The sequence below is a fragment of the Bacillus horti genome (assembly GCF_030813115.1).
In the GTDB taxonomy this organism is placed as follows: domain Bacteria; phylum Bacillota; class Bacilli; order Caldalkalibacillales; family JCM-10596; genus Bacillus_CH; species Bacillus_CH horti.
In genome coordinates this window covers 90179-102373 of the sequence record NZ_JAUSTY010000001.1, presented here as the reverse complement: position 1 = coordinate 102373, position 12195 = coordinate 90179, and the positions used below count along the sequence as shown (strand labels likewise).

The window sequence follows — 12195 nt, the reverse complement described above, 5'->3', positions numbered from 1 at the left end:
CCTCTATCAGCGTTGGTATAATAAAGCATGTGAGTAATATGGGAGTGGTTACGTTTTTCATCCCATTCTATAAGAATCTTAACCTATTTCCATCATAACTCCAAGAAAACAAGACAGCTAACCTAAGAGGGTGAGAAGTATGGAAGAAAAAGTTGTAAATCAGCAAGAGGAAGAAACAAGGATACAAGGTGATGTCATTATTGTTGGAGGCGGCTTAGCAGGGCTTTCAGCAGCAGCAACCCTAGCCAAAAAGGGCAAAAAGGTTGTTGTCCTAGAACGAGCCACTTTAGGTGGTAGAGCCGTTACCATTAACATGAAAGGCTTTGCCTTTAATTTTGGAGCACATGCTATATATGGCAGAGATTCGTCTTATTTACGCAGGCTTGAAAAGGAGCTTGATATTCAAATTGATTGGAGAGACTTTAACCCTGATAAAGCAAAGTATGGCATCGGTGAGGGGCTAACGGACGTTCCGGTCAATGTTAAAGGTTTGTTTAAAACAAAGCTATTAAAGGCTTCGGACAAAGTTAAATTTACGTATGAAATTCTAAAAACGATGACAAAAGTAGAAAAGGGCGATCCTCATATATCTATAAGTAAGTGGATGGAGGATAAGGAGGTCAATGAAGAGGTTAGAGAAATGATGCTTACCCTAGCATCATCCAACTTTTTCACTAGACAATCTGAACAAATTCCTTCAGACGTATTCTTTAAATACTATAGTCGATTGTTTACCACCCAAAAGCCAGTTGCATACATTGGTGGGGGCTGGCAGGCGTTAATTCAGGAGCTAGAACGAGTTATTCTTGAAAACGATGGGATGATTCTGCAGAAAACAAAAGCGGAGAGCGTTTTAACTGAGGATGCTCGAATTACTGGAGTTCAGACCTCTAAAGGAGTAGTAATGGGTGAAGAGTTTGTTTTCTGTATCCCTCCAACCGACCTAGTGAAAGTCTTCGAGGAAACAAAGATTACAGATTCTCTGAAGCAATATGCTAGCTACAGCCCTAGCTATGTGTATGTCTATGATATTGGATTGAAAAACAGAGTGGATGTACCCTACTCGTATATCTATGATAAGCAGAGCAAGATCTTCATTACCGATATCTCCTACTATGATGAAACATGTACACCACCAGGAGGACAATTGCTCCAAGCTATTGCATATCTAAACGAGGAAGATTTAAAAAACAAAGACGTTCTTGATGAGTACCATGCTAAGATTGAAGCGCTGTATGACCAGCATTTTTCTGGCTGGAGAGAAGAATTAGTGATTCCTCGTGTTTCCAAGAGAGCGATTGCCCAGCAGCTAAAATGGGTGATGACACAACAGGCTCTACCAGTATTCCTTCCCGATTATCGGAACCTGTTTTTTGCTGGAGACTGGTGTGAGGGTCAGGGGCAGCTATCTGAGCTTTCGTTCTCGAGTGCGTATCAAGCGAGTCAGCATATCTTACAAAAACATAAATAGGTTCGTCAAAGGAAAATATAATAAAGTTTGTATGGAAGACTGCATTCGATCAGGGATGCAGTCTTTTTTTGAATGAAGCTAGCTACCTCCAAAGGAAGATATAGTACAATGAAAAAAAACGAAAGCTACTTCTTTTCATTTAGAGTGAATAAAGATGATACTTGGAGGGATATAGTTGACAGCGAATAAGATTTTAATTGTTGAAGATGATCTGAATATTGCTTCCTTACTCAAGGAACAGATTGATAAATACGGATTCTCCGTACAAATCAGTGAGAATTTTGATCAGATTGATAGCGAATTTTTGCAGTACAAGCCTGATTTGGTTCTGCTAGATGTGAATTTACCTAAGTTTGACGGCTTCTATTGGTGCAGAAAGCTACGCTCACTTTCGACATGCCCTATTCTTTTCATTTCTGCTAGAGATGGAGAGATGGATCAAATTATGGCTCTGGAGTATGGGGCGGATGATTATATAACAAAGCCTTTTCATACGGAAGTGATCATGGCAAAAATTCGAAGTCACCTGCGTCGAGCGTACGGTAGCTATGCAGCATCAGCTGAACAGGAAAGGGTTGTGAAGTGGGAGCAAGTCATGCTTTATCCTGAACGGTTACAGTTAGAATATAAAGGGAAAAGCGTACAGCTTAGTAAAAAAGAAGCTGACCTTATGGAGCTACTCATGAAGAGGGATGGAAAAGTAGCTAGTAGAGAATCTATTCTTGAGAAGCTATGGGATGAGCAGCATTTTGTAGACGATAACACGTTAAATGTGAACGTGACTAGGCTTCGCCAGCGCTTGCAGGAACTTGGGCTTACCAATGCCTTAGAAACGGTCAGAGGCTTTGGGTATAGGCTTTTTCTCATGGAGGAGGGATAAGGGTGAAGCTGTTTATTAAGGATCATGTCTCGCTTACTCTCTTTTTTACAGGGATTATGGGAATATCGACGTTAATCTATTGGCTAAGTGGTCAGCAAGATATATGGATAACGGGCTATGCCTTGTTTATAAGCTCCCTCTTTTTTTTCCTTTATTTAATCATTCGTTATATTCGGCACAGAAAAGTATATGCTCTGATTGAGGAGCAACACTCATTAGAGGAAATGAATAACCCTACCGGGGAGACGCCATTAGCTGAAGCTTTTGGTGCTATGTTAAGACAAAATTATCAGATGTATGAAAAAAGGCTGCGCCAATATGAACAGAAAACGAATGAGCATGTAAATTTTATGAACCAATGGGTACATCAAATGAAAACACCTATTTCCGTTATTCAGCTAACGCTTCAGGATGAGGATGATGTTAAATCTCTAAGTATTAAAGAGGAAACGGAGAAAATTAGAAGGGGTTTACAGACCGTCTTGTATGTAGCTCGTCTAGATACGTTTGAGCAAGACTTTCGTGTGGATAAGGTCAATTTGTGGAAGGCAGCGCAGGAGGCCGTACAAGAGAACAAAGGGATGTTCATTAGAAATCAGGTTTATCCCCAAATTGAAATGGAGAATCCTAATTGGGTGGAAACGGATGAAAAGTGGTGTGTGTTTATCCTAAATCAGCTCATCATTAACGCAATACGTTACTCAGCTGGAACTCAAAGTAAAGTAACGATTCGTTCCTATAGAAAAGGAATCAATATGGTACTTGAGGTAGAGGATCACGGTATAGGAATACCAAAACAAGACGTAAAGAGAGTATTTGAACCTTTTTTTACGGGGGAAAATGGTAGACAAATAAGGGAATCAACAGGAATGGGTTTATATCTTGTGAAACAGGTTTGTGATAAACTGGGTCATTCCATTGAATTAGAATCCGAGCCTAATGAAGGAACAGCGATAAGAATTGTCTATCATGGTGCAGTTCATTAAAGTTTTCAATAAAGCTGTGTATATATGAAAGCAATGAAAGTTGTTCAAGGGATCAGGACACGACAATTCTAAAAGCTTACAAACGTGTAAGCTTCGTGCAAGGTTAATCGATGGGAGCACCGACGTTTTCTCTATAAGATGTAAACAGAACAATACTAAAAGAGGTGAGAAGAAGACGTGGAGCTACTAAAGGTTAATCAGGTCAATAAAGTGTATGGAGGAAAAATTCCTTATCGTGCTCTGACTGATATACAGCTATCTGTACAGAAGGGTGAATTTGTGGGGATCATGGGTCCCTCTGGTAGTGGAAAAACTACATTATTAAATTTAATTTCGACGATTGATGTTCCTTCCTCAGGAGAAATTATCATTAATGATCAGCATTTACAACAGCTTAAAGGGAAAAAGATGGCCCATTTTAGAAGAAGAGAGCTGGGCTTTGTCTTTCAAGACTTTAATCTTTTAGATACGTTAACTATAGCAGAAAATATCGTGCTACCTTTAACGTTAGATAATGCCCCTCTTTCCGTGATGAAGGAAAAATTAAACTATATAGCTGAAATGCTGGGTATCAAAGAAATTCTAAATAAACGAACGTATGAGGTGTCTGGAGGACAAGCACAGAGGGCGGCTATCGCACGTGCGATGATTCATGCTCCTTCGCTTTTATTAGCGGATGAGCCTACAGGGAACTTAGACTCCAAAGCGTCTAGAAACGTTATGGAAGCGTTGGAAATGCTTAACCAAAAAGAAAAAGCGACATTGCTAATGGTGACCCACGATCCCTTAGCAGCAAGCTATTGCCATAGAGTTGTGTTTATAAAGGATGGACAATTATATAATGAAATACATCGAGGAGAAAGTAGACAACATTTTTTCCAACAGATTATTGATGTTTTATCGCTTTTAGGAGGAAATGCTCATGACCTTTCGACAGTTCGCGTTTAACAATGTTATTCGTAGCTTTAGAACGTATGCAGCGTATTTCTTAAGCAGTGCTTTCTCTGTCATGATTTTCTTTACGTACGCTGTGTTTATCTTCCATCCAAATGTTGAAACTGGATATATGCATGAGCTATCAAGGCAGGGAATGATAGTGGCAGAATATATTATCTTTATTTTCTCTTTCTTTTTTGTCTTATACTCGATGAGCACCTTTATTAAAACAAGGAAGAAGCAGTTTGGTGTGCTGATGATTCATGGAATGACTAAAGGTCAATTAAATCGCATGATTTTTTTAGAGAATATGATCATTGGTACCCTTTCATTAGGTCTTGGCATAGCAGTAGGTCTTATTTTTTGTAAGCTGTTTCTTCTGTTGGGTGCTCAAGCTTTAGGAATTGCTGAAATGCCCTTCTATCTGCCTACTAAAGCGATTAGTCTGACGGTTGGAGCTTTCCTTCTCCTATTTCTAACGATTTCTTTTTTTACTTTATTTACGGTGCGCACTAGTCAAATTATTGAACTGCTCAGAGGGACCAGAAAGCCCCGTCCAGAGCCTAAGGCTTCCTTCCTACTATCCGCCTTTGCTGCCCTTTGCCTAGTTGCTGCCTATGCGTTATCCTATACGGCGAATGGAATGACTGTAGGACTACTGTTGATTCCTGTCACAGCCATTACGATTATTGGAACGTATTTCTTGTATTCGCAATTAAGTGTATACGTGATTAATCGGCTTAAACGAAATGAAGGCTATCACTGGAAGGGAACACGTCTCATTTGGTTATCCAATTTAGCATATCGCATGAAGGATAACGCTCGAATGCTATTTTTAGTGACGATTATTTCTACCGTAGCGATAACAGCAACGGGAACGTTAGTCTCTTTTCATGAGTCACGAAAGGCAGAGGCTGAGTTTTTTAACCCGTATGCTATTCAATATATTTCATTTGCAACCGATACTGAATATGAAAAAAGAATTCAGCAGCTCGATCAAAGCCTAGGAAATGAACGACTTCAGTATGAAAAAGTGGACATACAGTTTCTATTGGATTCAGTACATGATAATCGTGTAGGCATTATGTCCCTAGCAGATTATAATCAACTAGCTCAGCTTCGGAGCGATCTACCTCATTATGAGTTAACCGAAAAGCAAGCGATTCTTTCTCTGATTTATTATAGTCAGGTTGAAGGCTGGGGTGAGAATACTCTCCCATATGAAATTGCAGAGCTTGAGAAATCTGGAGAAAAGCTGGATGTTCAAGCGTTAGTAGAAGCTTCTGTTTTTCCTAGTGGAGAGCTAGGCCATATTCTCATTGTGTCAGAAGAAACGTATGCTTCTCTTCTATCAGAACTAGAAACTGCACAAGCCACCGTTTACGAAATAGAGGGGTGGGAGGAAACAGGAGATTTAACGACAACGTTGTTTGCTGAATGGACAGATGGAAAAGGGACTAATGTAAAACAAATCTATAGTGAAGATGCTACTATAACAGCTAGAGTCACCATGTATCAGGACATGGTAAATGCGACAAGTGTGATGCTGTATGTAGGACTATTCGTGGGCATTATTTTCTTTGTTTCAGCAGGTAGCTTTCTCTACTTCAGATTATTTTCGGATTTGGAGAATGACAAAAAGCAATATCAAGCGATTCATCGGATTGGTCTAACGAAGCAGGAGCTAAAGAGCTCCGTTACTGTACAACTATTACTTCTATTTTTGGTCCCTATCGCTTTAGCTTCCGTTCATGCAAGCTTTGCTTTAAGTGCTTTACGTGGGCTCCTGCAAGTCCCTATCTATCTTTCTGCTGTCAAAGTGATTGGCTGTTTTCTAGTCTTTCAGCTGCTCTATTATGCTCTAGTTCGGGCTCGTTATGTACAGCAATTATTAAAAATAGCTAAGTAAATGAAGAGGGTGAAAGCTCTCTTCTTTTTAGGAGAAATTAATTTTATTAATTTTAAAATTTCTGAAACCATTTCAGGCATTGTTCCGTCTATATATAGAAGGAGATCTTTAAAAAGTTGAACGGGGAGGAAATATGAAACAGGTCTGTATTCTAATTTGTGTATGCTCGCTAATCCTATTAGTTGGTTGTCAGGAAACCGCTTTGCCGGAAGAAGTTATTGCTGAGTTTCGAGATTACAGAGTGACCATTCATGATATTGAACCTCACGAACTAGACCAGGTCAATAAAGAAAAAGCAAGATCACGCATTGTGTGGTTTATGATTTACGAACATGCAATTATGCAAGGCTACTCCTCCATAGCTGAGCTGGATGAAGTAGTTTCCAAGTTTATTAGTGACCATACTCTCAATCTGATTGAGGCTGACGGAGAAGATCACCGAGCCGCTATTACGGAGCTGATGGGGGAAATCTATGAGCAATATGAAGAAGAAGTAGTGTGGAATGGAGCCTATCAATTTTAGTCGTCTATTATAAAGTTTGAAAAAAGTTTTTAAAAATAGGATTAGCTTTTTGAAAAAGGGGTATTACATAAACAGACGCCTACATCTCCCTTATATATAGATGTTTTTGCTGCTGATTAGAGACGAAGTCTAATCAGCAGTCTTTTTTTTTGCCAATAAGTAACCTCCCTATTCGATGGTCATAGTTTTTTAACATTTATTTAATGATTAGGACTTAGTTTAACAATAGTTTGGTCATTTTTATCTTTTATAGTATAAGAGAACAAAGATTAAAGGAGGATGTTTATCAATGTTCAAGAAAAAATCACTTTTAGTTATAGCAAGTTTAATTTTAGCTTTTGGAGTGTTAGCAGGTTGTGCTACAGATGGTGATACTGAGCCAGGTCTAGAGCCAGCACCAGGAACTGAGCCAGGATTAGATCCAGCACCGGGAACTGAGCCAGGAACTGACACTGATCTAGACAATGATGAAGATTTAGATCTAGATAATGATGAAGATTTAGATCTAGATAATGATACTGAAGACGATAACGGCTAATACGCCTAGCACATTATAAAAAGTGTTTCCCCCCACTCCAAAGGTGGGGGGATTATCATTTAATGAAACAAATAAACATCTATATAAGCGAAGAAACATCTAGAGAGAAACTCCTGGGGATAGTCAATTACTTGTTTACTTGAACTAAAGGAGGAAGGACCATGGTTGCTGATCAGGCTAGTGGTTATTCTGCAGAACATTCGCAGAATAAGAGAGCTATTGAAGTTCTGCAATACAAAAAAAAGCTAGAGCACTTTAATATTCAACTACATGAACTAACGACAATAACCCCATCTTGTACGGAATTACGAGCTAAAGCATTACATTTTGCAAAGAGGCTAGCTCAGGATCCGCAGATGGTTGAACATATAAAAGATAAAAATCTTATTCCTACAGATAAATGGATGATGATTAAGTCGATTTACCCTACTTATGCTTCTTATATAATAGCACTCATCATATTATTTTCTGAAGGGTATACGACATTAGCTTCCTTTTTAAATCTATAATAGTATCTTTTTTGCATGACTAAGCTTTTAATCATTTACTAAAAAATTGATCAAACGGATTTAATTCCTTTAACACAACTTAGATAGATGGCAGGAGCTCTAAATGAGGAGTTCCTATTTGTGTTTGAAAAACAAAAAATGAGGGAACATAAATATATAATTTTGTTCGAATATTTGTAGGTATATGCAAAAAAAGTAAATAGTCTTTAACAGTAAAAGCACAATATAAAGAAAAAGTGTGAAGTGAAGGATTGTTAAGATATAAGGGGATGAGATATATGAATCGCTTTAAGGTTCTTGTGGCTGATGATGATCCAAATGTATTAGAAATTATTCGACTATATTTTGAAAAGCAACAAATTGAATTAGTAGAGGCACATGATGGGGCGCAAGCCTTAGATATGGTTGAAAAAGAATCACCAGATATAATATTACTAGATGTCATGATGCCAAATATGGATGGATTTGAAGCATGCCGCGAAATTCGTAAAAAATCTGATATTCCTATTATCATGCTTACCGCTAAAGGGGAAGAGTTTGACAGAGTACTAGGCTTAGAGCTAGGCGCCGATGATTATGTCACTAAACCGTTTAGCCCAAGGGAGCTTGTAGCTCGGATTAAAGCAATATTCCGTAGGCTCCAACCGCGAAATGATGCGAATGCTCAAGAAGGTAGCCCGACACAGTTAGAGTTCAAGGATCTTTTTATTCACCTTGGAAAACGTGATGTACATGTTCAGGGAGAAAGGGTGGCGTTTCGACCGAAGGAGTTCGATTTGCTCGTCCATTTGGCCAAGTCCCCAGGCAGTGTGTTTACAAGAGAACAGCTCTTAGAGCAGGTGTGGGGATATGATTTTATGGGGGACATTCGAACGGTGGATGTTCACGTCAAGAAGCTTCGACAAAAGCTTTCCACCCTTGAGCATGAGTATATCCAGACTGTGTGGGGTGTGGGCTATAAGTTTGAGGTGCAGGAATGATATTTGGTATCGGAAAAAGCTTATTTCGCAGACTCATTTTAAGTTTTATGGTGACAGTTTTGATCGGCTTAGGCATTGTAGGAATTATTATTTCCTATTTAGTTAAGGGATATATTTTTGAATCAACTCAAGAAGAAATGCTCCGTAAAGCGAAGATTGTAAATCTATCTATACAGGATATGTCTATTAATGCAGCAGAGACAGAGCAATTTTTGCTGTTTTTGGATCAGTCCTTTAACTCAAGGATATGGGTATTTGATCGAGATGGAAAAATCATTTCCACCTCTACTCGTGATGAAGTGACCATCGGAAAATCCGTTGCTACTTCTATCGTTGGTAGGGTTCTTAGGGGCGAAAATGTAGTTAGTCGCTTAAGCTTTGAAGGTCTTAATGAGCCAATGCTATCTGTTGTTGTGCCTTGGGGTAAGGAGGATGTGGTGTATGGGGGAATTGTCCTCCATTCTCCAGTTGTCGGGATAAATAAAACCGTTATGAAAATTAGGGAAACGGTTATACTAACCTCTGTTTTTGGGATTATTCTTTCGACAGCAATGGTTTCCTTCCTCTCATGGTCCATTTCTCGCCCCCTTCGTGAAATTGATCGTACGGCATCAAAAATTTCAGTTGGTAATTACTCAGAGAGAATTAATATTGACTCAGAGGATGAGATAGGAGATTTGGCAAATACCATTAATACGATGGCTGAGAAGCTAGAGAAAATCGACTATGAGCGAAACAAGCTAGACCAAATGCGTAATGATTTCTTAGCGAACGTTTCCCATGAATTGCGCACACCATTAACGGCTATGCAGGGATTCTTAGAAGCGTTGCAGGACGGACTTGTTGAAAAAGAAGAAAGCCGTAAGAAATATTATGATGTGATGTACAAAGAAACCTTGCATATGAGTAGGCTAGTAGAGGATATTTTTGATTTAATTAAGCTTGAGCATAATGAAATCTCATTAGATCGATCCCCTGTTCATATAGGCTCTATATTAAACAAGGTAGCCTTTAAATTTAAACAGCAGGCAGATGAGAAAGGGCTAGAAATCAATGTTCGAGCTGACGATACGTTAGAGAGTGTGTATGCTGACCGTGATCGCTTGGAGCAAATTGTAGCAAACTTAGTTAAAAATGCCCTAAAGTTTACAGAGCATGGTGGCGTTACATTAGAGGCATACAGTGACAACGATAAAATGAAGCTTGTTATTTCAGATACTGGAATTGGAGTTTCTAAGGATGATCAGGAGCTGATTTGGGAGAGGTTTTTCAAGGTAGATCGTGGTCGTTCAAAGGAGAACAAAGGAACTGGATTAGGTTTGGCTATTGTGAAAGAGCTTGTAGATATGCACCAGGGTACGATAAAAATGGAGAGTCAATTAGGTGAGGGAACAACCTTTACATTATGGCTCCCTCTGTTCACCCCGAAGGATAAAAACACTTCTACCATTAAATCTAGATCATAATGAACGAAAGCCAAGCGCTGCCAGACATGACACGCTTGGCTTAGAATTTTTTATCAGTAGTTCCTTACTAGGCAATAATTAATCCAATTTTACAATTGAGATATTGACCGAGACAGTGGAATAAATCACAAGAAAGTTAAGCTTTATGCCAATTTGCTGCTGCTGAATATCATACCGCCTGCCGTTGATCAGCTGTTTAATCGCATCAGAGGTTTCAGCTACACTTTGCATAGGAAGATTAATAAGAAATTTTAACTCTCTCCGTAACCTGTCTATGACCTCAGTCTCAACCAAATTATACGAATGGATATCCTCCTTCGTTTTTTCATCCGCTTCTATATGGACATCAACCTTTTTAATCGTCATTCTTAACTGATTTTCCGTCATCTCATTCATGTTTTGCTCAATTCTAGTAAAGTCATCCTGAAGGTTAATGTAGTTAATGTTGAGCTGTCGGTTTTCAAGGACGATCTCGTTCATCAGATGCCCATACATATAAAAAATGACAATCGCTCCGACGATGCCCCCTATGATGAAACTAGCTAGCATCTGAGCCATTTTTTTAATAGTGCTTAATGTGGGTACCTTCACAGTAGCTCACTTCCTACAAACCATTTGATCACAATGGTTCCTAGATGAGCACCAATAAAGGCACTACAAATAAACAGGACGTGCTTTATAATTTCACCATGAGCTCCCGATAAGAACCCTCGTTCAATTGCCGAAAGAGTGTCCATTGTTCCCCCAATAGCGGCAACAACAGCCCATATTTTAATTTTGTCCGCCAGTGATTCCATGATCACAAACGGAGGCTCGCCAATTAAAAAGGCCCCAAGCCCACCAATTAAACAGCCCCCGACGAGAACACCAAACGCAACGAATAGATCAAGGATAATGGTCACCATAAAAGTCATGCCTCATCGCTCCCTTAAAGATGCTTTCTTATCATCTATATGGGAAGAAGGACAGGTTCATGTATCTTTTTCCAGACAGAATGAAAAAACCATGAGAATGTTAGCGCAGGCTAATTCTCATGGTTTTCATGTTAGTTACTGATAGCTAGAGCAGATTCTTTTCTAAGAAGTGGGCAATTCCATCCTCTTCATTTGTTAGGGTAATCTCATTGGCTCGTTCTTTCAAGTCAGCAATGGCATTACCCATGGCTACCCCTACTCCCGCAAACTGGATCATTTCGAAATCATTATCCTCATCACCAAAGGCAATAACGCGCTCAGCAGGGATATCAAAGCTGTGACACACTCGTTCAAGTCCAACCGCCTTGCTTAATCCCTTACGAATGATTTCAATGACGTTCCAAGGAGCGCCCCATTTACGATGCTCTACAACCTCAGCGTGATGCTGATCTAAAAATTCTCTTAGCTTGTCCACATTATGCTCATACGGGTGAATAAGTACAGATGTAGGGTCTTTATGAAAACTATCCGACAGCAACGTGATCTCAATAGTAGGGTCGAAAAAAGATTGAAGGAGTACTTCATCATGCTCTTTCAAATAGACATCATCCATAACCTCTACCATTATATTTTGTACACCAAACTCACCAGCCGTTTGGATAATTTGCTTAGCTATATTAGCCTCTAAAGGAGAGTGGAACACCCCCCACTCAGGATGTAATGGATGGTGAACCAAGGCTCCATTAAAATTTACAATGGGAGTATCAAGTCCTAGCTCCTTATAATACATTTCACTGGAGCGAAAGGGTCTTCCAGTTGAAATCACAACTTTATGTCCCTGTTTAACCGCTTGATGCAGGGACTGCTTAGTTCTTGTACTAATCGTTTTGTTGTCTGTTAAAAGTGTACCATCTAGATCAACAGCAATTAAGTATGGTTTTTTCGTCATAGGATCTCCTGTTTTTCTTTTATTAGCCTTTTAACTATTATACAATGATAAGGGATACGAAAAAAGGTCTCATGTCCTGTAGTGTGACCAATCTCCTTGAAAAGATAATCAACTACGCTACTAATTATAATAGA

At 39.1% G+C, this 12195-nt stretch carries 13 protein-coding genes; 10 read left to right on the top strand and 3 right to left on the bottom strand.

The window, feature by feature from the left end:
* Positions 1-139 precede the first annotated feature (139 nt).
* The 10 genes from J2S11_RS00510 to J2S11_RS00465 all read left to right on the top strand — a co-directional run bounded on the left by J2S11_RS00510 (position 140) and on the right by J2S11_RS00465 (position 10198).
* Entirely contained in the window at positions 140-1471 is a 1332-nt protein-coding gene (locus tag J2S11_RS00510; protein ID WP_307389465.1) for a phytoene desaturase family protein, read from the top strand.
* Positions 1472-1646: 175 nt separating this feature from the next.
* The gene (locus tag J2S11_RS00505) at positions 1647-2351 is read left to right on the top strand and encodes a response regulator transcription factor (RefSeq protein ID WP_307389462.1); all 705 of its coding nucleotides are present in this window, start codon (positions 1647-1649) and stop codon (positions 2349-2351) included.
* A 2-nt stretch (positions 2352-2353) separates the two neighbouring features.
* Positions 2354-3337, top strand: coding sequence for a sensor histidine kinase (locus J2S11_RS00500; RefSeq protein ID WP_307389459.1), 984 nt, complete (start codon positions 2354-2356; stop codon positions 3335-3337).
* A gap of 177 nt (positions 3338-3514) precedes the next feature.
* Entirely contained in the window at positions 3515-4285 is a 771-nt protein-coding gene (locus tag J2S11_RS00495; RefSeq protein ID WP_307389457.1) for an ABC transporter ATP-binding protein, read from the top strand.
* The gene (locus J2S11_RS00490) at positions 4260-6182 is read left to right on the top strand and encodes an FtsX-like permease family protein (protein ID WP_307389454.1); all 1923 of its coding nucleotides are present in this window, start codon (positions 4260-4262) and stop codon (positions 6180-6182) included. Before J2S11_RS00495 ends, J2S11_RS00490 begins: the two co-directional genes overlap by 26 nt.
* A gap of 133 nt (positions 6183-6315) precedes the next feature.
* Complete coding sequence (locus J2S11_RS00485; protein WP_307389451.1) at positions 6316-6705, top strand: hypothetical protein; 390 nt, start codon at positions 6316-6318, stop codon at positions 6703-6705.
* Between the two features lie 289 nt (positions 6706-6994).
* Positions 6995-7243, top strand: coding sequence for a hypothetical protein (locus J2S11_RS00480; protein ID WP_307389448.1), 249 nt, complete (start codon positions 6995-6997; stop codon positions 7241-7243).
* Positions 7244-7404: 161 nt separating this feature from the next.
* A complete protein-coding gene (locus tag J2S11_RS00475; RefSeq protein WP_307389445.1) occupies positions 7405-7752 on the top strand; it encodes a hypothetical protein in 348 nt (115 codons plus the stop codon).
* Positions 7753-8030: 278 nt separating this feature from the next.
* Positions 8031-8732, top strand: coding sequence for a response regulator transcription factor (locus tag J2S11_RS00470; RefSeq protein ID WP_307389442.1), 702 nt, complete (start codon positions 8031-8033; stop codon positions 8730-8732).
* Positions 8729-10198, top strand: coding sequence for a sensor histidine kinase (locus J2S11_RS00465; RefSeq protein WP_307389439.1), 1470 nt, complete (start codon positions 8729-8731; stop codon positions 10196-10198). Before J2S11_RS00470 ends, J2S11_RS00465 begins: the two co-directional genes overlap by 4 nt.
* 78 nt (positions 10199-10276) lie before the next feature.
* Here J2S11_RS00465 and J2S11_RS00460 read toward each other — a convergent pair whose 3' ends face one another.
* The 3 genes from J2S11_RS00460 to J2S11_RS00450 form a co-directional block, all read right to left on the bottom strand.
* Positions 10277-10789: a sporulation membrane protein YtrI gene (locus J2S11_RS00460; RefSeq protein ID WP_307389437.1), complete on the bottom strand. Its 513-nt coding sequence runs from the start codon at positions 10787-10789 to the stop codon at positions 10277-10279.
* Positions 10786-11112, bottom strand: a complete 327-nt coding sequence (locus tag J2S11_RS00455) for a YtrH family sporulation protein (protein ID WP_307389435.1) — start codon at positions 11110-11112, stop codon at positions 10786-10788. The genes J2S11_RS00460 and J2S11_RS00455 overlap by 4 nt, the downstream gene beginning before the upstream one ends.
* A gap of 145 nt (positions 11113-11257) precedes the next feature.
* Positions 11258-12061, bottom strand: coding sequence for a Cof-type HAD-IIB family hydrolase (locus tag J2S11_RS00450; RefSeq protein WP_307389434.1), 804 nt, complete (start codon positions 12059-12061; stop codon positions 11258-11260).
* Between the last annotated feature and the right edge of the window lie 134 nt (positions 12062-12195).

Excerpts from the sequence above, each read along its gene's own strand:
- J2S11_RS00510 (WP_307389465.1), top strand. The coding sequence starts at position 140 with ATGGAAGAAAAAGTTGTAAATCAGCAAGAGGAAGAAACAAGGATACAA.
- J2S11_RS00490 (WP_307389454.1), top strand. The coding sequence starts at position 4,260 with ATGACCTTTCGACAGTTCGCGTTTAACAATGTTATTCGTAGCTTTAGA.
- J2S11_RS00485 (WP_307389451.1), top strand. The coding sequence starts at position 6,316 with ATGAAACAGGTCTGTATTCTAATTTGTGTATGCTCGCTAATCCTATTA.
- J2S11_RS00480 (WP_307389448.1), top strand. The coding sequence starts at position 6,995 with ATGTTCAAGAAAAAATCACTTTTAGTTATAGCAAGTTTAATTTTAGCT.
- J2S11_RS00475 (WP_307389445.1), top strand. The coding sequence starts at position 7,405 with ATGGTTGCTGATCAGGCTAGTGGTTATTCTGCAGAACATTCGCAGAAT.
- J2S11_RS00470 (WP_307389442.1), top strand. The coding sequence starts at position 8,031 with ATGAATCGCTTTAAGGTTCTTGTGGCTGATGATGATCCAAATGTATTA.
- J2S11_RS00465 (WP_307389439.1), top strand. The coding sequence starts at position 8,729 with ATGATATTTGGTATCGGAAAAAGCTTATTTCGCAGACTCATTTTAAGT.
- J2S11_RS00455 (WP_307389435.1), bottom strand. The coding sequence starts at position 11,112 with ATGACTTTTATGGTGACCATTATCCTTGATCTATTCGTTGCGTTTGGT.
- J2S11_RS00450 (WP_307389434.1), bottom strand. The coding sequence starts at position 12,061 with ATGACGAAAAAACCATACTTAATTGCTGTTGATCTAGATGGTACACTT.